The organism is Polaromonas sp. (genome assembly GCF_012927415.1).
GTDB lineage: Bacteria > Pseudomonadota > Gammaproteobacteria > Burkholderiales > Burkholderiaceae_C > Polaromonas.
On sequence record NZ_JABBPF010000066.1, the window covers coordinates 1 to 20,609 of the forward strand.

The following is a 20,609-nucleotide window of genomic DNA, read 5'->3' on the forward strand; positions in this document are numbered from 1 at the left end:
GCCTGCCGACTCAAAACCGCCATCGACCGCCAGCACTTGGCCATTGATGTAGCTGGCAGCCGAACTGCACAGAAAGCCTGCAGCAGCAGCGATCTCCCCCGTCGTGCCATAACGGCCCAGCGGAATCACGTCGTGATAGTCGGTACGAATCGCCACGCTGTGTACCAGCTTGGCCATTTCGGTGTCCACTGGGCCGGGTGCAATCACGTTGGAGCGGATGCCTACGGTGCCCAGTTCAACAGCTTGCTGTTTGGTAAGCTGGATGATGGCGGCCTTGCTGGTGCCATAGGCCACGCGCAAGGTGCTCGCACGAAGGCCGGAAATCGAGGCGATGTTGACAATTGCACCGCCACCCGAGCGACGCATTAGCGGAACACAGGCTTGGCTGCACAGGAATGCGCCGTCGAGGTTCACGGCCAGCACGCGACGCCACTCTTCAAAAGTCGTCTCGCCAATCGGTTTGAACACCGCGATACCTGCATTGTTGACCAGTGCGTCTATCCTCCCGAAAGTCGCGTCAACCCCCTCAATGGCGGCCAGCACCTGCGCTGGGTCCGAGACATCGCAATGAAGGGCCAGCACGCACGGCGGGTTGTTCAGCTTTGCGCTGGTGGCGTTGAGCGTGTCCAGATCAATGTCGAGCAATGCGACGCGATAGCCGTTGGCCAGAAACCATTGGCCGATAGCCAGGCCGATGCCGCGTGCCCCGCCGGTGACGACGGCGACGGGAGTAGCGACGCTGACCGGGTTCGATGAGTCAATGGATGCATGGGCCGTCATAGGTACCTTGTCAATAAAAGAAACTGTAAACTGATAAATTGCCGCCGTTGTCGCGGCTGGTTTTCATCGTGCTGCCATCGGGCAAAGACTCGACCAGCGGGCGAATTATAGGAGTGCGCGACAATGAATCTAGGCTGAAAATTGGCCTTCCAGCCGTGGCAAATTTTCAGGCATGGTCCTTGCTGCTGCGCCGTTACCGGTCTTCACGCCGGATGACGCAGGGTGCCGCTTTTTTGCGCCAATGCTTCCTGCGCGGCCTGCAGTTGTGTCAGCTCTGTGCTGGCCCGCATCAGTCGGTTGCCCAGCGCAACGCTTCTGGCAAGGCCCAGCCGGATTTCGATCGCCGCCACGCTGATGGAGGCCACCGGCCGGCCTTGCGAGCTGTAGACGGGAACGCCCACCGCCCAGCTGGTTTCAATCACCAGGCCGGGTTGCAGGCAATAGCCTTTTTCGCGCGTTTCGCGAATGAGTTTCCGGATAACCTCGTCCGTGCACTGCGGAAAACGTGCGGCGCGAAGCTCGGCGTTGCGCGCCAGCACGTCATCAACTTCTTCATCGCACAGCGCCGCGAGAATCGCGCAGGCGCCGCCACCCACGCCCAGCGGCCAGCGATCGCCGGCCTTGATGAGCTGGTTGCGGATCGGAAAATCGCCTTCATCGCGCGACAGGCAAATGCTTTCGTAGCCGTGCAACACCGAGAAAAAAACGGTATCACCGGTTTCCACCGCGAGGGCTCTCAAAGCCGGTGCGGCCAGGCGTTGCAACTCATAGCTGGGCTCCGCCGCCAGGCCGACGGCAAAGGCCTCAGGGCCCAGCCGATAGCATCCCGAGGCGCGGTCGCGCAGCACAAAACCTTCTTCCACCAGTGCGCGGGTCAGACGGATGGCGGTCGCCTTGTTCAGGTCCAGCCGCCGGCCCACCTCACCCATGCGCAAGCCGCCCGGACCCACCCGCGTGAGCAGGCGCAGCACCGACAAACCCCGGCGGAGGGATTGCGCACCGGCAACTTCGGGAACCGTTTTAAAAGGAGTTTGTAAAGACACGAAAATATTCAGGTCCACATGTTGAACCGTTACCTCAGTAAAAACCCGTGCGGGCAGGTTCACATGGTGAACCTGTTTTAGCGTGGCGGGCTGAAATTGCTTGAACCGGGGCTCAGTGGACTCTAAGCTTGAAATAGCATCCAGCGAGAATTGTCCGGCGCTGGTTCACATCGTAAACCTCAAGGAGTTCCCGTGAACACCAGCGTCAAGCCTGCAGTCCATATCGTGGGCTGGTCCCATTCCAAATTCGGCAAATATGACCAGCTCGACCCCGAGACGCTGATTGCCGAAGCGGTGCGCGGCGCGCTCGCCGATGCGGGGCTGTCCGCCGAGCAGGTCGATGCCGTGGTGGTGGGAACTTTCAACGGCGGTTTTGTCGGCCAGGACTTTCCTTCTTCACTGGCGCTCAACGCCGAACCCGGGCTTCGTTTCAAACCTTCGTTGCGCGTGGAAAACGCCTGCGCCACCGGCTCGGCAGCGATCTACACCGGCATGCAGGCGATTCGCGCTGGGGAAGCCGACGTGGTGCTGGTGGTCGGCTACGAACGCATGAATGGCCTGCCGACCGCGCAGGTCGGCGACGTTCTGCTGCAGTGCGCTTATGTCAAGGAAGAAAGCTCGAGCACCGGCTTTGCGGGAGTTTTTGCCGGCATTGCGCAGAAATACTTCGACGCCTACGGCGACGCCAGCGATGCGCTAGCGCATATTTCGGCCAAGAACCACCTCAACGCCATGGCCAATCCTTACGCCCATGTGCAGCGCGACCTGGGCTTTGACTTCTGCAACACCGTGAGCGAAAAAAACCCGATTGTTGCCGGGCCTTTGCGCCGCACCGACTGTTCGCTGATATCCGACGGCGCGGCGGCGCTCATCTTGTGCAGCGAGCCAGCGCTGGCGCGTGGCAACTTCAAGCGCGCCGTGAAGTTTCGCGCGGCCCAGTCGGCCAACGACTATCTGCCGGTATCGCGGCGCGACATCCTGCGCCTGGAGGGCGCGCAACACGCCTGGCAGCGCGCTTTTGCCGAGGCGGGTTGCACGCTGGACGATCTGTCGCTGGTCGAAACGCACGACTGCTTCACCATCGCCGAATTGCTCGAAGTCGAGGCGATGGGTCTGGCAAAACCTGGCCAGGGACCGGCCGTGGTGCGCGAGGGCCAGACCCTGCGCGGCGGCCGTCTGCCCATCAATCTTTCCGGTGGCCTAAAGGCCAAGGGCCACCCAATAGGCGCCACCGGGGTCTCGCAACACGTGCTGGCCGCCATGCAGCTGGTCGAAGAAGCGGGCGACATGCAGCTTGCCGGCGCACAGCTCGCCGGCGTGTTCAACATGGGCGGCGTTGCCGTGGCTAACTACGCCAGCATTCTGGAACGCTCGGCATGAACATTGCCCTCCAACTCGCCGGCATGCCGCAGGGCTTGGCACAGGTGATGAACCTGGGCAACCTGCTGACGCAGACCGCACGCAAGTTCCCCGACCGCCCCGGTCTGGTTCAATGCGGGACCACGCGCAGCTGGTCGCAGCTCAATGCCCGGGTCGATGCGCTGGCCCATCATTTGGCTGTGCTTGGCGTGCGGCCGGGTGATCGCATCCTGGTGCAGCTGGTGAACGGCCTGCCGCTGTTCGAATCGGCCTGGGTGGCTTTCAAGCTGGGCGCCGTCTGGGTGCCGGTGAACTACCGGCTCACGCCCGACGAGGTGTCCTGCATCGCCCAGTCAAGCGGCGCTTCGCTGATGCTGACGCAGCGCGCTTTCGACGCACATGCGGCCGCGGCGCAGGCCGAATCGCCCGCGCTGCAGCAGTTCATCCGGGTCGATGACGCGGCCTATGAAACGCTGGCGGCTGGCCAGCCGGGCGCGCCGGCTTTCACAGCAGCTGAAGTGAGCGCAGCGCACCCGCTCTGGTTCTTTTTCACCTCGGGCACCACCGGCCGCCCCAAAGCCGCGGTGCTGACGCACGGCCAGATGGCTTTTGTCGTCAACAACCACCTCGCCGATCTGCTGCCGGGCCTGCGCGAAGACGATGCTTCGCTGGTGGTGGCGCCGCTGTCGCATGGCGCCGGCGTTCATGCGCTGGTCAACGTGGCGCGCGGTGCCGTCAGCATCCTGCTGGAGGGCGAAAGACTGAACTGCGCGGCCGCTTTTGAGGCCATCGAAAAGCACCGGGTCAGCAACATCTTCACCGTTCCAACCATTCTCAAGCGCTTGGCTGAAGACCCCGCCGCCGCGCGCTTTGACCATTCCAGCCTGAAGCGGGTGATCTATGCCGGCGCGCCCATGTACAAGGCCGACCAGCGGCGCGCGCTCGATGTGCTGGGCCCTGTCATCGTGCAGTATTTTGGCCTGGGCGAGGTCACCGGCAACATCACGGTGCTGCAACCCGACGAACATCTTGAGGACGGCGGCGCGCTGCTGGGCAGTTGCGGCACGGCTAGATGCGGCATGGAAGTGGCCGTGCTCGACGAGCAGTGCCAGCCGGTGATGGCGGGCCTGCAGGGCGAAATCTGCACGCGCGGCCAGGCGGTGTTTGCCGGCTACTGGAACAATCCCGAGGCCAATGCGCTGGCGTTTCGCGGCGGCTGGTTTCATACCGGCGATCTGGGCCTGATGAACGAGCGCGGTTTTGTCAGCATCACCGGCCGGTCTTCCGACATGTACATCTCGGGTGGCTCCAATGTCTACCCGCGCGAGATCGAGGAAGCCATTCTGACCATGCCGGAAATTGCCGAGGCCGTGGTCTTTGGGGTGCCCGACGCGCAGTGGGGTGAGACCGGCGTGGCCGTGCTGGCGCCGCGCGTGCCTGGTGCCAGCATTGCCGCCGACGAGGTGCTGGCCCATCTGCAGTCGCGCCTGGCCAGGTACAAATGGCCGCGCAGCATCGATTTCTGGCCCGTACTTCCCAAGAGCGCTTACGGCAAGCTGGTCAAAAAGGACATTCGCACCGAATACCTGCGCCGCCGCGGAATGCCGCCAGACAAAGCCAGCTGATGGGCCGCGCAAGGCTGCCGGAAAAAGCCGGTCGCAGGGGGCGTTTTTACCAACACGCGAGCGGGCCGCCCCGTCGTACATTAGTCAGTTGCTTTTTTTTTCAGGCTTTTCCTTTCCGTGCTTCCCCGCGCTTTCGCGCGTTCCATTTTCAAATAATCCAGGAGATCACACCATGAATATTTCCCGCCGCAACCTGCTCGCCACTGCAGGCGCCAGCGCCATGGCGCTGCCCTTCGGCAGCGCGCTTGCCCAGAAGCCCGCCGAGTTCACCCTGAAATACGGCAACAACCTGCCGATTGCGCATCCCATGAATGTGCGCGCTGCCGAACTGGCGGCAAAAATCAACAACGAATCCAAGGGCCGCATCGCCTTTGAGGTCTATCCCAACAACCAGCTGGGCAATGACACCGACATGCTGTCGCAGGTACGCTCTGGTGCGCTCGACTACTTCACGCTGTCCCCGCTGATTTTGGGCACACTGGTGCCCGCCGCGCAAATCAGCGGCGTGGGTTTCGCGTTCAAGGACTACAGCCAGGTCTGGCCTGCCATGGACGGCGAACTGGGCGCGCATGTGCGCAAACAGATTGCCGGCACCGGCTCGCTGTTTGCCTTCGAGAAAATCTGGGACAACGGCTACCGCCAGATCACCACCAGCACCAAGCCGGTCGTGCAGCCCGAAGACCTCAAGGGCATGAAGATCCGTATCCCGCCCAGCCCGTTCTGGGTCTCGATGTTCAAGGCCTTTGAAGCGTCGCCCGCCACCATCAACTTTGCCGAGGTGTATTCATCGCTGCAGACCAAGGTGGTCGATGCCCAGGAAAATCCGCTCGCCATCATTGCCACGGCCAAGCTCAACGAAGTGCAGAAATACTGCTCCATCACCAACCACATGTGGGACGGATTCTGGTTCCTGGGCAACAAGAAGTCTTTCGACCGCCTGCCTGCCGACCTGCAGGAAATTGTGACGCGCAACGTCAACGCCGCTGGCCTGAAGCAGCGTGACGACGTCAAGCAGCTCAACGACAACCTGCAGGCCGAGCTCAAGACCAAGGGCATGGTGATCAACCCCACCAACGCCGAGCTGTTCCGCGCCAAGCTGCGTAGCGCGGGCTTTTATGCCGACTGGCACAAGAAGTTCGGCGATGAGCCCTGGGCACTGCTCGAAAAATACACCGGCAAGCTGGCATGAGCCATCGGGCCACCTGCAGGGCAAATGGCAGCGCAGCGCGCGGCGTGGAGCTTGACCAATGAACGTGGCGCCGCCGGCCGAAGCGCTGCGCGCGCCGGGCGCCCCCGGCCCGCGCTGGCTGGGCCGGGTCGAGCGTACGCTCGGTTGGCTGGTCGAGCTGCCGGCGGCGCTGCTGGTGCTGGCGGACATCATCGTGCTGTTTGCCGGCGTGGTGTCGCGCTACGTGTTTCACAGCCCGCTGCTGTGGTCTGACGAACTTGCCTCCATCCTATTCCTGTGGCTCGCCATGCTGGGCTCGGTGGTAGCGCTCAGGCGCGGCGAGCACATGCGCATGACGGCGTTGGTCAGCAAGGCCCAACCCGGGCGCCGCGCGCTGTTCGAGGCGGTGGCGACCGCCGCCTGCCTGGCCTTCCTGCTGATGGTGCTGTGGCCGGCCTGGGAATATGCCCATGACGAGATGGCCATCACCACGCCCGCGCTGGAAATCTCCAACATCTGGCGGGCTGCCGCGTTGCCGGTCGGCATTGCGCTGATGGGGCTGTTTGCCGCCCTGCGCCTGCTGCGCGTCGCCAGCCTGCGGCAGTCGCTCATGGCTGTCGCCATCATCGCGGCGATCGCACTGGTGTTCTGGCTGGCCGGTCCGCTGTTTGCCGGGCTGGGCCGCTACAACCTGCTGATCTTTTTTGTCGGCGTGGCCGGTGGCTGCGTGTTTGCCGGCATCCCGATCGCGTTTGCCTTCGGCCTGGGCACGTTTGGCTACCTCGCGCTCACCACCGGCACGCCGCTACCGGCGATTGTCGGGCGTATGGACGAAGGTATGTCGCACCTGATCCTGCTGGCGGTGCCGCTGTTTGTCTTTCTCGGCCTGTTGATTGAAATGACCGGCATGGCGCGCGCCATGATCAGTTTTCTGGCCAGCTTGCTGGGCCACGTCAAGGGCGGTTTATCTTACGTGCTGGTCGGCGCCATGTACCTGGTGTCGGGCATCTCGGGCTCCAAAGCGGCCGACATGGCCGCCATCGCGCCCGCGCTGTTTCCTGAAATGAAGGCCCGCGGCGCCAAGCCGGGTGAGCTGGTGGCCTTGCTGGCCGCCACCGGCGCCCAGACCGAAACCGTGCCGCCCAGCATCGTGCTGATCACGATTGGCTCGGTCACCGGCATTTCCATTGCCGCGCTGTTCACCGGCGGCCTGCTGCCGGCGCTGGTGCTCGGCGTGCTGCTGTGCGTCGTGGTTCACCGGCGCAATCGTTTTGAAGACCTGAGCCAGATTCGCCGCACGCCGTGGTCGCGCGTGGCGCGCCTGGGCATCATTGCCCTGCCGTCGCTGGCGCTGCCGTTTGTGATTCGCGCCGCCGTGGTGGAAGGCGTGGCCACCGCCACCGAGGTGTCGACCATTGGTATTTTCTATTCCATCCTGGCCGGGCTGTTCATTTACCGTCAGTTCGACGTGCGGCGCATCGGCCCGATGCTGGTCGACACCGCTTCCCTGTCAGGCTCCATCCTGCTCATCATCGGTACCGCCACCGCAATGGCCTGGGGGCTGACGCAGTCGGGATTCTCGCGGCTGCTGGCCGAAACCATGGGCGGCCTGCCCGGCGGCGCGCCGGTGTTCCTGGCGGTGTCCATCGTGGCTTTTGTGATGCTCGGTTCGGTGCTGGAAGGCATTCCGGCGATCGTACTGTTCGGCCCGCTGCTGTTTCCGATCGCGCGCCAGCTTGGCGTGCATGACGTGCACTACGCCATGGTGGTCATTCTGTCGATGGGCCTGGGTCTTTTTGCGCCGCCGCTCGGCGTGGGTTATTACGCCGCGTGTGCGATTGGCCGGGTCAACCCCGACGAAGGCATTCGCCCCATCGTCGGCTACATGGTGGCGCTGTTCATCGGCACGGTGATTGTCGCGGCCATCCCCTGGATCTCCACCGGATTCCTGTGAGCCGGCGTTGGTCTGGCCGTGGACCGCCTGAGCGATTAGAGTGCTCCCACCCGAGTTCCTGAAAAAACACCATGACCCGTCAACGCCCCCTCGCCCTCCTGCTGGCATCGCTGCTTTTCCTGGCGGCATGCTCGTCCGGCCCGCCGCAGCCGAAGCTGCCCAAAGCGCCGCCACAGCCCGAGCAGGCCGAGCAACCAGCCGCGCCCGAAAGGCCCAAACAACCCAAACTGCCCAAGCCGCCGCCCAGGCGCATCGTTGAAAATTCGCTCGGCATGAAGTTTGTCCGGGTGCCGGCCGGTGAATTCATGATGGGCAGCGATGAAACGCCCGACGTGCTGGCGCGCAGCTACCCGCAGTATGAAAGCAAGCGCTTGGCTGACCTCGCCGATGAGGCGCCGGTACACCCGGTGCGTATCACGCAATCTTTTTTTTTGGGCCAGCATGAAGTCACGCTGGGGCAGTTCCGCAAATTCATCGCCGCCTCGGGCTACACGCCTGAATCGATTGCCGATGGCACCGGTGGCTACGGCTACAACGCGGCCTACGACCCTTCAACGACGGCGCGGGGCGACGCCTTTGAGGGCCGCGACCCGAAATACTCCTGGCGCAATCCGGGTTTCGCGCAGGACGACAGCCACCCGGTATTGAACGTCACCTGGAATGACGCCGTGGCCATGAGTCAGTGGCTCAGCCAACACGAAGGCAAGACCTACCGCCTGCCGACCGAAGCCGAGTGGGAATACGCCTGTCGCGCCGGCACCTCGACGCGCTACTACAGCGGCAACGACCCCCGTTCGCTGCTGCAGATCGCCAACACTTTTGATGGCGATGCTGCCAAAAACTGGCCGGCCTGGCAGCCCTATGCGCTGGAAGGCCACGATGGCTACGCTTTCACCGCGCCGGTCGGCAGCTTTCGGCCCAACAGCTTCGGGCTGTATGACATGCTGGGCAACGCCTGGGAGTGGACGGCTGACTGGCATGACGAAAACTACTATGCGAAATCACCGCTGGTCGACCCGCAAGGTCCGGCCGACGGAAGCGTGCGCGTGCGCCGTGGCGGCTCCTGGCACACCTGGTCGCTGTACGCGCGCTGCAGCTACCGCAACTGGAATTCCGCGCAGACCCGCTATACGCTGGTCGGCATGCGGCTGCTGCGCGAGCTGAGTGACACGGATTTGTGAGCTCTCGGCAATTTTTGGGTTAAATGCGGCTCTTGTCCAGTGAATACGGTTACTCTTTGCTATTAATTACGTAGCACTGCTGCCTTGCGTGGCACTGGGACGGAGAAACTGGGCCAGGGCGGGGCGGTGCTTCTTGCTCCGAGCCAGCCGGACATCTCGGGCATTGACGGACGTGAAGGTTTGCGCTGGTCCCTGATGGCGGTCGTAGTTGCCGACAATGACGCGCACGCTACCGGCGGTCAAGCTGCCCGACGGCGCTGCTCGGTTACCCGCTGGGCGGGGCGCTGGCGAGCTTGATGGACGCCTGCGCGCGTGTGCAGGTGCTGCTGGAAAGCCCCAACCGGTGCGCCAACGTGATTGGCGAGGGGTTTGGCATCGCCAGTCGGGTGTGTTTTTACGTCGCAGGATGACAGCGTCCCCCTCATGCGCGTGCCGCGACAGCACGAAGCGCCTGCTGGCCAGTCCCCGGACTGCTGGGAATGAAAGGCCTACTGCCGGCGGTGCGCGCGCTGATCGACCCTCTTGCGGCTGGATCCCCGGGCTGGTCGCTTCGTTCACAATTTTCCCGAGAAATGCCAGCACGTCCAGGCAATATAAGCATACTGCGCTATAAAAAACATAGTAAACGAGCGAGCGCTCCGCGTCACGCTCCTGGTTGAGTCTGACCAGCCTCAGCGGCTCACTTGAAGGCCTTGATCACCGCATCCATCTTCACCTTGAGCGATTTGTCGTGCTGATGAATGGGTGGCACCTGACGCTCAATCTTGAGCAATTCATAGACCGCCATCTGCGCCGCCCGCACCGAATACTCCACCGTGAAAACGACATCGTCCGCAATCTCGACGAACTGGCTGACGAAGGCCAGGTTGCTGGAGTTTTTCGGAACTGGCAGCGGCCGGTCGCCCGCAGCGCGCGGCATGAACATGCTGGTGATGTAGGGCATGCGGCAGGGAATGCAGATCGCCGAGGCCACCGTGGCTTGATCGAAATTCAGATGGCCACAAAGCTCCCGCAAAATTTCCGCGCCATTGCATTCGGACATGGGTTTGGCGACAAAATTGCCGATTCGGTCCGGATGCAGCGCATAGCCCCAAAAAACCTGCGTGCCCTCGGGCTGGCCCGCGAAGTGGGGCTGGTGCGCCAGCACGACGGACATCAGCCAGTTCGAATCCCTGAACGTCACCAGGCCGCCGGTACCGGCGCGGTTGTTGGTGAATTTTTCCATACCGTCAAAGAACGCCGTGTCTTTCAGCGTGACAGTAAACGAGGCCCAGTAAGACTCGGGGATGCTGGAATTGAAGGTCGCCGGCTTGCCGAATTCGGGCCGGCGGGCCGCCAGTTTTTCCCACAAGGTCCAGCCACCGCTGTCGTGCTTCGTCAGACGCGCAGGTGCGCTGCTCATGGAGCCGTAGCTTGAGGCATCGGTCATCGAGGCGTTCTGGAAAAACACCAGATCGTCATCGGCCACGTCCACGCGCTCATGCGACCCACCGCGCAGGCAGTGAAGGCCCGTGACGGTGATTTTCCCGTCTTCGGTCTTCAGATCGAAATCCGTCACCGTGCAATTCATTACCACCTTGACGCCTTGCGCCTGCAGCCAGCTTGTCAATGGGCGCACCATCGAATCAAACTGGTTGTACACCGTGCGCTTGACGCCGGCCAGCGTTTCAATGCGCGAAAACTCCATCATGAAGCGGTGCAGGTAACGCTTGAATTCCACTGCGCTGTGCCAGGGCTGGAACGCAAAGGTGGTGGACCACATCAACCAGAACCTGGTTTCAAAAAACTCCGGCGACAGCCAATCCGTGATGCAACTGCTGCCCAGCGTCGCCTCATCGGCTTCGGCCAGCTTGAGCAGCTCCAGCCGATCCTGCATGCTGAAGCCCATGCTTGTCACGTCGACCTTGAAGCGGTTTTTGTCCACCAAACGCGCCTGCGAATGTGGAATGTTCTGTTCATTGAACGCAATGGTTTCTTCGTAAACCGTCTGACCCGGCGTGTCCAGCGAGGGAATGGTTCTGAACAGGTCCCAGGTGCATTCGTAGTTGTCAGTGGTCAGCATGCGGCCGCCGCGCAGCGTGTAGCCGAGCTCAGGGTTGCCGCCGCCATCAAGGCTGCCGCCAGCAATCGGCATGGCTTCAAAAAGGGTGATGCTGCTGCCAGCGATACCGCCATCGCGGATCATGAAAGCAGCGGCAGCCAGGGAGCCGATTCCGCCGCCTATCAAATAAGCTTTAGTGTTTTGAGTCATTTTTTCCCTTGATGTGTTCCTGCGCATCGTGCGCAGCTTGCCGCTGCTGCAGACTTGCTTCAGCCAACGCTGAATGTCAGGTAAATTGCCGAACCGGGCTTTGATGCGCATCAATGGCGGATGGGTCAGCCCGGCAAGTCACCAAGCGCAGTTACCTCGACCTTCATTTCGTTCACTTGCAGCGGCTGCGCGCCGTAGTCCGAGATAAAGGCCACATCAGCCGCATCGTGGCCGTAGGCCAGCACGATGCGCCCGCCGCGCGGCCTGACCTGCGTGGCGTCAAAGGTGTACCAGCGGCCACCGACAAAGGCTTCAAACCAGGCGTGCAGGTCCATCGGCACCAGCCCGTGCAGATAGCCCACCACCATGCGCGCCGGAATCTGCAGGCTGCGGCACAGCGCAATGCCCACATGCGCGAAGTCGCGGCACACGCCCGCACCGTGTTCCAGCGTGTCCAGCGCATCGGTGCTGGCCGAGCTGACGCCGTAGCGGTAGGCAAGGTGTTGTTGAATCCACGCCCGTATTCTTTCTGCCTGCGCGTAGCCGGGCCGGGCATCGCCCACCACGGCCAGCGCCTTTTCAACCATCCGGTCCGACGGGCAATAGCGGCTTTGCAAAAGGTAGAGCAGCACGTTGTGCGGCAACTCCGAAACAGGGGTTTGCGGCGCATCCGGCGCCACGGCAATCTGCGCGTCCACCTCCATCGTCACCTCGACGCCGATCTGCATCCTGCCCCGCGGTACGGTGAGTCGCTGGCACAGGTTGCCGTAGCTGTCGACGAACTCGGTCGTCGGCACCCAGGGCTGCAGGTCGTAGCGGTCGCTGATAATCCATTGCGCCTGGCCGCTGCGCGGGCGCAACATGGCCACCAGCGGGCAGTCCGTAGTGGCGGTCACGCTGAGCGTGCAGGCGGCCCTGAGTTTCATGCGCCGGGCTTCTTTCAGCGCGGCGTTTTGCTCACAAAGCCGATCACCAGGCCCTGCGCCGTTACGGTGATGCTGCCAGGCTGCAGGCCCATGGCATCCGGCAGCGCCAGGTCTTGCGGCTTGAGCTGGTGCAGTACCACTTCGCGCAGGCTTTGCTCGGCCAGCCTCGGCCCGTAGGTATTGAGCAGCTCGGCAGAGCCTGGCGGCAGGTCGGCGAAGCGCAGTGAATTGATGCGCAACTGATAGGCGCGTATCGACTGGTCGCTGGCTTCGTAGCGCAGCGCGAAATCCAGATCGAAGGCGCCGGTGTAGCTGCGCCCCAGCGCCGGACCGGCCGCCTCCACCACCATCTCTGTGCCCAGCCGGTTCAGCTCGGGCAGCAGGCGCAGCCGCGGCGCTTCCACCTTGAGATCAAGCAGACCGCCCACAGGATAAGTCCGCGGGAAACGTTTTTCCACGGCCTGCTGCAACTGCCCTGCCGACACCTTGTAGCTCGGCTGGCCGGGCGCAGTCGACGTCGCCGAACAGGCTGCCCCGCCCAATGCCAGCCAGCCGGCGAAAGTCAACAACAGTCTGCGTTTCATCCATATCCTTTCAGGAGAACTGTTCATTGTGCGCCGCGCGCGACAGAGATGCGTTAGTTCAATGTTCCGGGCGCGCCGAAAGGTGCCTGGAAAAGTGCGCGGCGCACACATCTCGTAACGGCTGACATACCTTGTCCCAGATTTGACACACCGGCGATACCTGCCGGGTAGCAAATGATTCCTGCCCGGCTGCTTCATTGGCGGGTGTCGGGACGTTGATGAAAACAATTTTTCTGGTTTTGGCCGTTGCCGGCCTGTCTGGTTGCGCCGTCTATCCGGCGCCCGTGTATGAGGCTTATGGCGATGCAGGCCCGTCTTATGTGGTCGGGCAGCCGGTGTACAGCCAGTGGGACGCCGGCTACGGCTACAGCGGCTATCCCCAGCCCTACGCCTACCCAAGACGCTATTACCAGGTCCACCCTGGCGACTTTCCGCGTTATCAGCCGCTCCCTTACGCGTATCCGCTGCGCCCCGGCCACGGCGCTCGCTACCGTCACGGCGAACGAGTTCGCAACCGGCAGGGTCGCTGGCTGAATGATTCGGGCCGCCCCTAGCCGTTCGTAAACAGCGCGCGGGCGAAGGCCATGCTGTTCGGCTGGCAGTGTTGCCTCACCATCCCGGGCATGGCGCACAGCGCATGTGCCAGCGACAAAAAATACTCAATGCGGCCGCTGGATTGCAGGTCTGCATGGCAACAACACCAAGCGCCGCCTAGCGGCCCACCACCGACCAGCCCGCATGCAGGTTGACTTTGTCGTTCTCGTACTCCCACGGCGTGCCGCAGCGGTCACAGCGATATTGGGTGATGGCAACCAGATGACCGCCGCGCTTTTCCTGGCGATTGTTGCCCTGCACCAGTTCGGGGTGCCCGGGAGCCTTGCGCCAGTTGCGCTGGATGCCGGCGCAGGAATCGCACAGCGCCATCTTCTTCAATTCATTTTGCCGGTTCAGGTCTTGGGTCATGGTGCGCTTTCTTGTGCCTCCAATCCTAACCGCCCAGTCCTGCGTTCCAACGCCGACAGCGAGGGTTACCAGAAACCTTCAGCCACCTGCAGTCGGGCGTGCTCATAGGCATGGTCACGGGCCTGCTCCATCGTGCTGTGGATGCGGTCGTCAATCGTGTGGGTCAACTCTCGTAGCTCACCGTTTTCCACCCACTTGCGCGTGACGCCCGCCTTGAAGCCGCCTTCATGGCTACCGGTGACATTTGCCACCACCTCGTATTGCGCTATCTGCATGGCTCGATCCTTAAAGTTTCAGTATGGGCGATATCGGCTCACCAGGAACTGGGACTATCGACCTAAAACACGTAGTACGCCGCGTACAGGCGGTCTGTTGACCCATCACACAAGGCGGCGGGAGGATTGAAAAGAACTTGACCTGGAGTGCACTTAAAGTTTTACAGTAAAAGTATGACGCAGCCAAATGCGATAGCCCGGGCCAGCCGGACGATCAGCCTCCCGCAAGCCGTTGAAACCTCCGGCCTCAGCGCCCATACCCTGCGCTAATGCGAGAAGACGGGTACGAGCGACTTTTACGGCAACCGTGATGACAAGGAATCCATCGCCACCATCCACCATCCACCATGCACTGGACCGAGGCCTCAACTTTCCAGACAAGGCAGACCTATACGGCCCTTTCACCAACGAACTGCTCATCTGCCAGGCCATGGCAGAGCGCCGCAAGGACGTCTTCATTGCCACCAAGTTCCGCATGACGCGCGACCCGGCCAATCCGGGCGCGCGCGGCAGCAATGGCAGCCTGACTATGACAAGGCTGCGACGCCAGCCTCAAGCGCTGGGGTATCGGACAAATCGATTTGTATTACCAGCACTGTGTTGACAAGACCGTGCCGATCGAAGAAACCGTTGGCGCCATGGCCGAACTGGGCAAGTCTGGCAAAGTGCGGCTTCTGGGTTTTTCAGAGGCGTCGGCCGCCACGAAAGAGCGCGCCTGCAAGGTGCATCCGATTGCCGCATTGCAGACTGAATATCACGCTGTGGACGCGTGATTCCGGAGTCACCGGCACGCTCGCCGCCTGCCGCAAAAGCGGCTTGGCCTTTGTTGCCTGTTCACCGCCGGGTCGTGGTTTTCTTACGGGTGCCATCACCAAACCCGAAGACTTGTCAGAGGGCGACTATCGCCGGCGCTCGCCGCGTCTTACAAAAAAACTTGCAGAGCAATCTGAAGCTGGTCGACAAGGTCCAGGCGCTGGCAGCATCCAAAGGCGTAACTGCGACCCACGTCGCCCCTGACTGAGTGCTGGCCCAAGGCGAAGACATCATCCCCATCCCCGGCACAAAACGCCGCTGCTATCCAGACCGGAATATTACTGCGCTGGATGTAATGCTGAACCCTGCAGAGCTGTCTGAGCTCAATGAGGCGTTTGCGCCTGACGCGGCGGCAGGCATGCGCTACTGGGAAAGTTTTATCGCCTCCGTGAACGCCTGAATTCGCCTGCAGTCCCACCTGCTTTCGTAAGCAGGGAGCAGGCGGCGCTATTCGGTGGCTTGCATCATCAGCCCGCTGGTAACGGCGTTTTTCAGAAACTGCTTTTCGTAATGCCGATTACGCCGGCTCTTTCGGGCATCGGCGCGTTTGCCGCTGCGTTTGTCCACAACAATCTCACTTAGACGGCTCAGGTCTTCCGGCGCCTTGAAGTCGTTCGGGGAGTTTCTTCGGGCCATCGCTGTCTCGCGCGTTGGATTAAAACTTGCGTGCCAGCGTCACGGCCACGGCCGACCCGCTGCCGATTGCCGCACACCAGAGCGCCAGCACGCCGCCTGGTGGCCAAGTGAGATATCCTTTGGCCTCGTCGCGGTGCGCGTGTTCATCATTTTGGCAGTCGATCAACACTTGCCGCAGCGCCGAGTGCTCGGGGCGTCGCTCCAGTGCGTCGATCTGTTGCTGGTAGTGAGTACCCACGAACGTCTCGACAGCCGCAATAGTGGCAAACACGGCGCGTTGACCAAACAGCGCGGGCAAGGCACCGGTGACAAACCCGGCCACGCGCCACGGAATCAGCAACCAGCTGCGGCGCAGGGGCGGCAGCAGTGCGGACATCAGCTCAAGGTGTTGTGACTCGGTCTGCAGATGGTGTCTGGCAAATGAACGTACCTTGTCGTCCCTTGACGCAAAAAGCATTCCTTTGTAAATCCACACCGCGCCGGCTTCTCCGGCGTGATCCGATCGAAAATCACCAATCATGTCGCTGGGCAGATGCGCCGTGTCTAGCGTTCGCACCAGTCCCTGGAGGTGCGGCCGGAGGTGCAAGAACCCGCGATACAGAACTTCCAGCACTGGTGTCACGCCCGGCAGCGTGCCCAGGCGCCCCAACCAGCGCCAGCCTGGCATGGTGTGCCAAAGCGCCACAAAGGCCGCCGCGCCGCTTAGCAGTTGCCCATCGCGCAGCCGCACATGAAACCGCGCCAAATAGCGCGCGCGGTCTTCAGCGGGCATGTTGGCCGACATCTGGCTGACATCCAGCCAGGCAACAGGTTCAAGCGGCTGCAGCGCCTGGTACACGCCTACCTCACGCCGGCACAGGGGGCAGGCTCCGTCGAACATCACGGTAATCGCCTCGTTGCGAGGGGCGGTCGCGCAGGGCGCTGCCGGGGTGCTCATGCAGCCCTCACAGTGATAACCAGAACCCAGATGAAGAAAACCAGTTGCAACATGTTCAGTGCAACGCTCAAAAAGTGCAACATCTTGAAGACACCCGCCTGTTTATCGTCGCGTGCGCGGTTGACCCGAGCCGTGAGCCAAAAACGGCTGAAGAAAAACAAAATTGCACAAATCGCCAGCCCGATCTGCAGCAACGGCGTAGCCGCAATTGCAGTGGCGGCAGCTGTTGTGAGACCAAGAAACAAATAATATTTCGGGAAAAAAGAGCGCACATAAGCGCTTGCCCATTCTTGCGGTAGCACGACAAAAATAGTCGGAGCAACCGCAACCGAAAAGAACAACATGATCCCCACGTTCGCAGCGACTATCAAATCACTCAGGTGGCTCAGCATGTGGAGCCTTTGGTGCCGGGCAGAGAGTGGGGCTGTGCCCGACGGCAGATTACAAGCGTCATGAAAATACCGGGTATTCACGCCAGAACATGCTGGAACCTGTTTTTACATCAACCCCGCAGGGCACGTAAGCGGCAGCGCAAATGGCCTGCGTATGCAAGGCTCATAGCTATCTGGCGTCGGCGGCTTGCGGCTGCGAACGCCGCGGCACATCGAGTTTTCGTTGTTGCAGGTCGCGTTGGCTGTCTGACCACTGCGCTGCTGTGGCGCTGAAATGGGTCTCGTCTGGCTCAGTAGGGTCACGCTGGCGCACAAAATAATATTATTTCCCAACCCCAAGGGTGTCGCGCCCTGCTTCGCTTTGAAACGTTAGTAATTATCGCGCTGACACTGGCATATACGGCCTGTTCCACCCCGACGCAAACCGTGCCCGAAGAACTTCGCGCGCAAGACGGCCGCGGTTTCACCACCCCTGCTGTAGCTACAACGTTTTCTGCCATGCCCGGGCTGCCAACAGATGTTGTCGAGATGGCCGACAGCAGCCGTGGGGCCGGCATCCTGAAAGGCGCGGCGTATATGGTCGAAGTGCCAACCAACTGGAACGGCAAGCTGCTCATGTTTGCCCATGGCTACGCTGGAACCGGTTCGGCTTTAAGTGTTGCGCCGCCCGCGATTCGCCGTCACCTGGTTGCTACTGGCTATGCGTGGTCAGGGTCAAGTTAGAGCACCAATTACTACGATGTGCGTACGGGCCTTGAAGACACCAATGCAGCCCGACGCCAACCGCCTTCGCCGTGATGGCCTGCGCTGGATACCCGCTGTCAACGGCGCCTTCAATGTGCCTGTGCTGTTTATTCACGTCTTGGGCGATATGTATGTGCCATTTGGTATGCAACAAAGTTATTTGAAGCCGGCAGCTGTACAGGTCAGCCGCCACCTGCTGGTGCAGCGCGCCGTGCGCGGCGCATTGCGATTTCACAGTGGCCGAGCAGGTCGAGTCGTTTGAAGCGCTGGCCAAGCGGGAGCAGGGCGGAAGCAAACCACCCGGCGACGACGTGCTGACCGCCAGCATCGTGGCTGCACCCAGCTACGGCTGCGCTTTTACCAACAACAGCACGGGACCTGACGATGTCAAGTCCACCGTTGACCTGCGCGTCAAAATTGCGGCGACAACACCTGCCTGCCCGAGGGTAGCAAGGTAGTTATCAGGTAAATGTGAGATGGGTTTCAGTGGAGACATTCAAGCGGAGTAAAGCGTCAACCGACCAGCGGAAGGCGCAAGCTGCGTAGCCGCAGATGCAGCGCGTCTTCCAGGTCTACCGGTAACTGCTGTTTGGCATTTAGGTAGTGGTTGGTAAACACATCTAGGTAGGCGTCCAGCGTCTGCGCCGCAAGCGTCTCGCCCGCTAGTTCAAGGCACAGCGTCGCTACCTCAGAGGTGCAGAGATGATTGTTACGTTGCGAGCGTCGCAGGCGGTACCGGGAAAGCTGCTCGCTCTGCAAGCTCAGCACCGGCAGGTGGTCCAGGTACGGGCTTTTGCGAAACATCTTGCGGGCTTCAGGCCAGGTCGCATCGAGCAGCACAAACAGCGGCCGCTGGCCTTGATTGCCGTCGAACTCTTTGAACGGCTGTATTTCAGTTACCACCCGCCTACCAGCTACAAACTCCCCGGGGAACACCAGATAGGGCTGCCACTGCGGGTCTGCCAGCAGTGCCAGCAACGCCGGGTCAACCACGGTGCGCGCCCAGTCAAAAGCAAAAGTATCAGCCACCAAATCGGCGATCAGCCAGCCCGTGTTGCTTGGCTTCAGCGCCTCGATGTCAGCCATGATCAGGCACATACCTGCTCGCACAGGCACAGCCGGGCTCAAGGCACACAGGCAGTGGCTGGGCATCAGCCGGCAACCCGCACAGCGCTCACCACGCGGTCCGCCACGAGCGAGGAATGGTTTGGAGCTGCGTGCTATGCGGGCGGTTCGCAGGCGGGAAACAGCGTGGGGGGCGGGCAGGGGCATGTGGTGATTTGAAAGCGGCTTCAGCAGGCATGGCACTTTAGCAGTGGCTGCTTGTTCAAGTGCAAGTGTCAGCTACCATTTGCCGACGCCCTGATCAATGGCTGTGAAGTAGCTTCCGCTGTACACCAGCACTCCCTAAGTAAAGGAAGACACAGCGCAATCGCGCGGATACCGCGTGCCCCGTCCCGCTGAGCGTGTGCATTCACGCGGGGCAGTATCGACGTCTGCACCTCAAGCAGCTTTTTTCTTCCCTGCCGGGTCATGCCCCCAGTTCATCAGCGAATAGCGCCAATGCGTCTCGCTGATATCACCGGCCGGCCGTTGCGCCAAATGCCGGTGGACATAACCGACCACTTTGCGCGCATGCTGAAAGTCAGCATCATCAAAGCCGGATTGCTTTTTATTCAGCAGTTTGATGATATGCCGGCCTGATTGATGCCCGACGGATTCGCCGTGGCCGCTAGCCTTGTAGCCCACTTCCTTTGATTCAGGAGTGTCCAGCCATTTATCCAGTTGCACGGCAGACATGTTGACGGCTTGCGTAAATTTCTTCAGCACAGTGCGTTGCTCGTCCTCTGTCATAGCTGGCCTTTGGCTTTTTTCAAAGCTTGCGGTTTGTGCGCCGCCTTCTGTCCACTGGCTGTACTTTTCACCAAGTATTGCGGATCGTCCGGCGATGCCGCGACTTGATGGGTCTTGATCTCGGCAGGCGCGGTCAGTTTCTTTTCTACCGTGCCCCGGACCTCTCCCTGTGGGCTGTTCCAGTTCACTTTGTCGCCTGCTTTAAAGTCATTCCTGCGCATCGTTTTATCTCCGGTATTGACGGCCTAAGGCAAAGGCAGCACGACACGCGCGAGCCATTTGATGCACCGCTGCCACGGCCATTTAAGCCAGCTGTCGCTAGTCTGCAATTACTTCATGGACTAGCTGCGTCCGAAAACAGGCCTTGTTGGTGCCAGACAAGGGCGCGCGGGCCGCCACCAAGCACTTTTGCGCCTGATGTTGCCTTGACCCGATAAAAAACACTTGCGACGGGTCCACGTCTTGCTTTAACCCTGAAATCAGCCTGCAGCCCAATCAAGGTGGCGATGAAGTTTTATCAATACAGGGGCAAAAAGCTCAAGCTGCGCAAACGCTGTTGTGCAACATCGTCGTTACCTAGATGGCCTGATGGACTCCAGGCTCGCCCTATTTGCCCGGCCGATACAGCGCACAGATTTTGTTGCCGTCGGGGTCGCGCAGATACGCCAGGTAGAGCTTGCCCGCCGGGCCTTCGCGAAACCCCGGCGGGTCTTCACAAGTGCTGCCACCATTGGCGATGCCAGCTGCATGAAAGGCGTCGCCTTGCTCCTGCGACTGCACGGTAAATCCGATGGTGCTGCCATTGCCGTGGCAAGCAGGCTCACCATCGATGGGCGTGGTGATTCCGAACGTGCCCGTTGGGCTGCGGTAGAAATAACGGGTTTTGTTGGCAACCCCCGGAGCGATGCCCAGCGTGCCGAGCAGCGCGTCGTAAAACTTCTTTGAAACCTCAAGGTCATTCACACCAAACATCACATGACTGAACATCGTTTTCTCCGTTGGGGGTTGGGCCGGTACAAGCCCGGTGCGAAACCGGTGTATTACCGGTTAAGCGACCAAGTTGTAACCGGATGGTAGTCGATGGTCGGTCAACAACCGGGCTACCACAGAGCCTGACACCCAAC

Annotated in this window: 25 protein-coding genes; 11 read left to right on the forward strand and 14 right to left on the reverse strand. The window is 61.3% G+C overall.

Translation table 11 applies throughout. The features are described from left to right. On the reverse strand, positions 1 to 780 hold a 780-nt coding region (locus tag HHJ19_RS06700; RefSeq protein ID WP_296905209.1), incomplete at its 3' end, for an SDR family oxidoreductase. A gap of 203 nt (positions 781 to 983) precedes the next feature. Beyond that, positions 984 to 1,823: an IclR family transcriptional regulator gene (locus tag HHJ19_RS06705; RefSeq protein WP_296905210.1), complete on the reverse strand. Its 840-nt coding sequence runs from the start codon at positions 1,821 to 1,823 to the stop codon at positions 984 to 986. Between the two features lie 192 nt (positions 1,824 to 2,015). Here HHJ19_RS06705 and HHJ19_RS06710 point away from each other — a divergent pair, with 192 nt between their 5' ends. From HHJ19_RS06710 to HHJ19_RS06730, 5 genes are all read left to right on the forward strand, one after another. Further along, positions 2,016 to 3,203 (forward strand): acetyl-CoA acetyltransferase, encoded by a 1,188-nt coding sequence (locus tag HHJ19_RS06710; RefSeq protein WP_296905211.1) that lies wholly within the window; start codon positions 2,016 to 2,018, stop codon positions 3,201 to 3,203. After that, positions 3,200 to 4,807 carry an AMP-binding protein gene (locus HHJ19_RS06715; protein ID WP_296905213.1) on the forward strand — a complete coding sequence of 536 codons (1,608 nt, stop codon included), beginning with the start codon at positions 3,200 to 3,202 and terminating at the stop codon, positions 4,805 to 4,807. The genes HHJ19_RS06710 and HHJ19_RS06715 overlap by 4 nt, the downstream gene beginning before the upstream one ends. 172 nt (positions 4,808 to 4,979) lie before the next feature. Continuing rightward, a complete protein-coding gene (locus HHJ19_RS06720; protein WP_296905215.1) occupies positions 4,980 to 5,996 on the forward strand; it encodes a TRAP transporter substrate-binding protein in 1,017 nt (338 codons plus the stop codon). Between the two features lie 58 nt (positions 5,997 to 6,054). After that, positions 6,055 to 7,929, forward strand: coding sequence for a TRAP transporter large permease subunit (locus tag HHJ19_RS06725; RefSeq protein ID WP_296905217.1), 1,875 nt, complete (start codon positions 6,055 to 6,057; stop codon positions 7,927 to 7,929). A 272-nt stretch (positions 7,930 to 8,201) separates the two neighbouring features. Continuing rightward, positions 8,202 to 9,110, forward strand: a complete 909-nt coding sequence (locus HHJ19_RS06730) for a formylglycine-generating enzyme family protein (protein ID WP_296905270.1) — start codon at positions 8,202 to 8,204, stop codon at positions 9,108 to 9,110. Positions 9,111 to 9,789: 679 nt separating this feature from the next. Here HHJ19_RS06730 and HHJ19_RS06735 read toward each other — a convergent pair. The 3 genes from HHJ19_RS06735 to HHJ19_RS06745 are packed head-to-tail and all read right to left on the reverse strand — an operon-like array spanning position 9,790 to position 12,871. Next, on the reverse strand, positions 9,790 to 11,472 hold the full coding sequence (locus HHJ19_RS06735; RefSeq protein WP_296905219.1) for an oleate hydratase: 1,683 nt from the start codon (positions 11,470 to 11,472) through the stop codon (positions 9,790 to 9,792). A 14-nt stretch (positions 11,473 to 11,486) separates the two neighbouring features. After that, on the reverse strand, positions 11,487 to 12,287 hold the full coding sequence (locus HHJ19_RS06740; RefSeq protein ID WP_296905220.1) for a transglutaminase family protein: 801 nt from the start codon (positions 12,285 to 12,287) through the stop codon (positions 11,487 to 11,489). A 14-nt stretch (positions 12,288 to 12,301) separates the two neighbouring features. Continuing rightward, the gene (locus HHJ19_RS06745; protein WP_296905222.1) at positions 12,302 to 12,871 is read right to left on the reverse strand and encodes a DUF1439 domain-containing protein; all 570 of its coding nucleotides are present in this window, start codon (positions 12,869 to 12,871) and stop codon (positions 12,302 to 12,304) included. Positions 12,872 to 13,089: 218 nt separating this feature from the next. On the opposite strand from HHJ19_RS06745, the gene HHJ19_RS06750 reads away from it, so the two are divergent. Further along, on the forward strand, positions 13,090 to 13,425 hold the full coding sequence (locus tag HHJ19_RS06750; RefSeq protein WP_296905223.1) for a hypothetical protein: 336 nt from the start codon (positions 13,090 to 13,092) through the stop codon (positions 13,423 to 13,425). Between the two features lie 157 nt (positions 13,426 to 13,582). On the opposite strand, the gene HHJ19_RS06755 is transcribed toward HHJ19_RS06750, so the two are convergent. Next, on the reverse strand, positions 13,583 to 13,834 hold the full coding sequence (locus tag HHJ19_RS06755) for a hypothetical protein (RefSeq protein WP_296905225.1): 252 nt from the start codon (positions 13,832 to 13,834) through the stop codon (positions 13,583 to 13,585). A 65-nt stretch (positions 13,835 to 13,899) separates the two neighbouring features. Next, positions 13,900 to 14,109 (reverse strand): hypothetical protein, encoded by a 210-nt coding sequence (locus HHJ19_RS06760; RefSeq protein WP_296905227.1) that lies wholly within the window; start codon positions 14,107 to 14,109, stop codon positions 13,900 to 13,902. A gap of 310 nt (positions 14,110 to 14,419) precedes the next feature. Between HHJ19_RS06760 and HHJ19_RS06765 the strand changes: the two genes are divergently transcribed. The 3 genes from HHJ19_RS06765 to HHJ19_RS06775 all read left to right on the forward strand — a co-directional run bounded on the left by HHJ19_RS06765 (position 14,420) and on the right by HHJ19_RS06775 (position 15,322). Further along, positions 14,420 to 14,713, forward strand: coding sequence for an aldo/keto reductase (locus tag HHJ19_RS06765; RefSeq protein WP_296905229.1), 294 nt, complete (start codon positions 14,420 to 14,422; stop codon positions 14,711 to 14,713). Continuing rightward, positions 14,691 to 14,882: an aldo/keto reductase gene (locus tag HHJ19_RS06770; protein WP_296905231.1), complete on the forward strand. Its 192-nt coding sequence runs from the start codon at positions 14,691 to 14,693 to the stop codon at positions 14,880 to 14,882. Before HHJ19_RS06765 ends, HHJ19_RS06770 begins: the two co-directional genes overlap by 23 nt. Before the next feature lie 248 nt (positions 14,883 to 15,130). Further along, positions 15,131 to 15,322 carry a hypothetical protein gene (locus HHJ19_RS06775; RefSeq protein WP_296905233.1) on the forward strand — a complete coding sequence of 64 codons (192 nt, stop codon included), beginning with the start codon at positions 15,131 to 15,133 and terminating at the stop codon, positions 15,320 to 15,322. A gap of 47 nt (positions 15,323 to 15,369) precedes the next feature. Here the strand turns inward: HHJ19_RS06775 and HHJ19_RS06780 are convergent, their stop codons facing one another. Genes HHJ19_RS06780 through HHJ19_RS06790 form a run of 3 tightly spaced genes read right to left on the reverse strand, consistent with a single transcriptional unit; the run spans position 15,370 to position 16,887 of the window. After that, positions 15,370 to 15,558 (reverse strand): hypothetical protein, encoded by a 189-nt coding sequence (locus HHJ19_RS06780; protein ID WP_296905235.1) that lies wholly within the window; start codon positions 15,556 to 15,558, stop codon positions 15,370 to 15,372. A 19-nt stretch (positions 15,559 to 15,577) separates the two neighbouring features. Further along, on the reverse strand, positions 15,578 to 16,495 hold the full coding sequence (locus tag HHJ19_RS06785; RefSeq protein ID WP_296905237.1) for a demethoxyubiquinone hydroxylase family protein: 918 nt from the start codon (positions 16,493 to 16,495) through the stop codon (positions 15,578 to 15,580). Continuing rightward, complete coding sequence (locus HHJ19_RS06790) at positions 16,492 to 16,887, reverse strand: DUF4149 domain-containing protein (RefSeq protein ID WP_296905239.1); 396 nt, start codon at positions 16,885 to 16,887, stop codon at positions 16,492 to 16,494. The genes HHJ19_RS06785 and HHJ19_RS06790 overlap by 4 nt, the downstream gene beginning before the upstream one ends. Before the next feature lie 426 nt (positions 16,888 to 17,313). On the opposite strand from HHJ19_RS06790, the gene HHJ19_RS06795 reads away from it, so the two are divergent. Both HHJ19_RS06795 and HHJ19_RS06800 read left to right on the forward strand, forming a co-directional pair. After that, entirely contained in the window at positions 17,314 to 17,610 is a 297-nt protein-coding gene (locus HHJ19_RS06795) for a hypothetical protein (protein ID WP_296905240.1), read from the forward strand. A 257-nt stretch (positions 17,611 to 17,867) separates the two neighbouring features. Beyond that, complete coding sequence (locus HHJ19_RS06800) at positions 17,868 to 18,089, forward strand: hypothetical protein (RefSeq protein ID WP_296905243.1); 222 nt, start codon at positions 17,868 to 17,870, stop codon at positions 18,087 to 18,089. A 55-nt stretch (positions 18,090 to 18,144) separates the two neighbouring features. Here HHJ19_RS06800 and HHJ19_RS06805 read toward each other — a convergent pair whose 3' ends face one another. The 4 genes from HHJ19_RS06805 to HHJ19_RS06820 all read right to left on the reverse strand — a co-directional run bounded on the left by HHJ19_RS06805 (position 18,145) and on the right by HHJ19_RS06820 (position 20,472). Continuing rightward, positions 18,145 to 18,903 (reverse strand): tRNA-uridine aminocarboxypropyltransferase, encoded by a 759-nt coding sequence (locus HHJ19_RS06805; RefSeq protein ID WP_296905244.1) that lies wholly within the window; start codon positions 18,901 to 18,903, stop codon positions 18,145 to 18,147. 231 nt (positions 18,904 to 19,134) lie between these two features. Beyond that, positions 19,135 to 19,485, reverse strand: coding sequence for a DUF3140 domain-containing protein (locus HHJ19_RS06810; RefSeq protein ID WP_296905246.1), 351 nt, complete (start codon positions 19,483 to 19,485; stop codon positions 19,135 to 19,137). Next, positions 19,482 to 19,706 carry a DUF2945 domain-containing protein gene (locus HHJ19_RS06815; RefSeq protein WP_296905248.1) on the reverse strand — a complete coding sequence of 75 codons (225 nt, stop codon included), beginning with the start codon at positions 19,704 to 19,706 and terminating at the stop codon, positions 19,482 to 19,484. The genes HHJ19_RS06810 and HHJ19_RS06815 overlap by 4 nt, the downstream gene beginning before the upstream one ends. A 385-nt stretch (positions 19,707 to 20,091) precedes the next feature. Then, entirely contained in the window at positions 20,092 to 20,472 is a 381-nt protein-coding gene (locus HHJ19_RS06820) for a VOC family protein (RefSeq protein WP_296905251.1), read from the reverse strand. Positions 20,473 to 20,609: the final 137 nt, after the last annotated feature.

What these genes read in the sequence shown, in the direction of transcription:
- HHJ19_RS06715 (WP_296905213.1), top strand. Translation starts at nt 3,200, where the DNA reads ATGAACATTGCCCTCCAACTCGCCGGCATGCCGCAGGGCTTGGCACAG.
- HHJ19_RS06720 (WP_296905215.1), top strand. Translation starts at nt 4,980, where the DNA reads ATGAATATTTCCCGCCGCAACCTGCTCGCCACTGCAGGCGCCAGCGCC.
- HHJ19_RS06725 (WP_296905217.1), top strand. Translation starts at nt 6,055, where the DNA reads ATGAACGTGGCGCCGCCGGCCGAAGCGCTGCGCGCGCCGGGCGCCCCC.
- HHJ19_RS06730 (WP_296905270.1), top strand. Translation starts at nt 8,202, where the DNA reads ATGAAGTTTGTCCGGGTGCCGGCCGGTGAATTCATGATGGGCAGCGAT.
- HHJ19_RS06735 (WP_296905219.1), bottom strand. Translation starts at nt 11,472, where the DNA reads ATGCGCATCAAAGCCCGGTTCGGCAATTTACCTGACATTCAGCGTTGG.
- HHJ19_RS06740 (WP_296905220.1), bottom strand. Translation starts at nt 12,287, where the DNA reads ATGAAACTCAGGGCCGCCTGCACGCTCAGCGTGACCGCCACTACGGAC.
- HHJ19_RS06745 (WP_296905222.1), bottom strand. Translation starts at nt 12,871, where the DNA reads ATGAAACGCAGACTGTTGTTGACTTTCGCCGGCTGGCTGGCATTGGGC.
- HHJ19_RS06750 (WP_296905223.1), top strand. Translation starts at nt 13,090, where the DNA reads ATGAAAACAATTTTTCTGGTTTTGGCCGTTGCCGGCCTGTCTGGTTGC.
- HHJ19_RS06755 (WP_296905225.1), bottom strand. Translation starts at nt 13,834, where the DNA reads ATGACCCAAGACCTGAACCGGCAAAATGAATTGAAGAAGATGGCGCTG.
- HHJ19_RS06760 (WP_296905227.1), bottom strand. Translation starts at nt 14,109, where the DNA reads ATGCAGATAGCGCAATACGAGGTGGTGGCAAATGTCACCGGTAGCCAT.
- HHJ19_RS06765 (WP_296905229.1), top strand. Translation starts at nt 14,420, where the DNA reads ATGACAAGGAATCCATCGCCACCATCCACCATCCACCATGCACTGGAC.
- HHJ19_RS06780 (WP_296905235.1), bottom strand. Translation starts at nt 15,558, where the DNA reads ATGGCCCGAAGAAACTCCCCGAACGACTTCAAGGCGCCGGAAGACCTG.
- HHJ19_RS06785 (WP_296905237.1), bottom strand. Translation starts at nt 16,495, where the DNA reads ATGAGCACCCCGGCAGCGCCCTGCGCGACCGCCCCTCGCAACGAGGCG.
- HHJ19_RS06790 (WP_296905239.1), bottom strand. Translation starts at nt 16,887, where the DNA reads ATGCTGAGCCACCTGAGTGATTTGATAGTCGCTGCGAACGTGGGGATC.
- HHJ19_RS06805 (WP_296905244.1), bottom strand. Translation starts at nt 18,903, where the DNA reads ATGCCCCTGCCCGCCCCCCACGCTGTTTCCCGCCTGCGAACCGCCCGC.
- HHJ19_RS06810 (WP_296905246.1), bottom strand. Translation starts at nt 19,485, where the DNA reads ATGACAGAGGACGAGCAACGCACTGTGCTGAAGAAATTTACGCAAGCC.
- HHJ19_RS06815 (WP_296905248.1), bottom strand. Translation starts at nt 19,706, where the DNA reads ATGCGCAGGAATGACTTTAAAGCAGGCGACAAAGTGAACTGGAACAGC.
- HHJ19_RS06820 (WP_296905251.1), bottom strand. Translation starts at nt 20,472, where the DNA reads ATGTTCAGTCATGTGATGTTTGGTGTGAATGACCTTGAGGTTTCAAAG.